The sequence below is a fragment of the Psychrobacter sp. 1U2 genome (assembly GCF_051847575.1).
In genome coordinates this window covers 1-667 of record NZ_JBPYDC010001210.1, presented here as the reverse complement: position 1 = coordinate 667, position 667 = coordinate 1, and the positions used below count along the sequence as shown (strand labels likewise).

The following is a 667-nucleotide window of genomic DNA, read 5'->3' as shown; positions in this document are numbered from 1 at the left end:
CGCCATGGAAAAGATTGGTATGCGAAATTAATATTTAATCCTAATTCGAGAATATCAGGGAATAACATGCCAACTAGTTCGCCTTGCGCAATCGAGTTGGTTGATACCAAGGCAAGCTCAGCATTAGAGTGAGCGATGTATTGCGAACCTTTCCAAAACCATGAGGAAACGTAATCCAGATACTTTAGTGTTTTTTTGCCAAAAACAATTTTCATGTCTTCAGCTTGTTCATCAGTTCTATTGGTTGTGCCCCCAAACGGCGGATTTCCAATAATATAAATCTCATCACTACCATTATTCGGACAGACGTCCTGCCAGTCGATACGCAAGCTATTGCCATAAACAATATGCCCACTGTCTTTAAGTGGCAGCATTGGCTGAGAGGCACCGAACTCTTGCTCGAATAGCACATTCATTTGGTGTTCAGCGAGCCAAAGTGACAAACGCGCTATTTGACTAGCAAAGTCGTCGTACTCGATACCGTATAAATTATCCAAGCTGACCACACTATCAAAGCCTAAACCTAACAGATTGTCTTTCGAGCCTAGTAAATCGCGTTGTGCCTTTAATACATCAATTTCTAGTTTGCGTAACTCTTTATAAGCAATGATCAAAAAGTTGCCTGATCCGCAAGCTGGGTCAAATACTTTGATTTGACTGATACGCT

At 41.4% G+C, this 667-nt stretch carries 1 protein-coding gene; it reads right to left on the bottom strand.

Annotated elements, in window-relative coordinates; all coding sequences use genetic code 11:
* Positions 1 to 667 (bottom strand): DNA methyltransferase (locus tag ACS8FD_RS21250; RefSeq protein WP_439277328.1); only part of this gene is annotated, 667 nt, incomplete at both ends.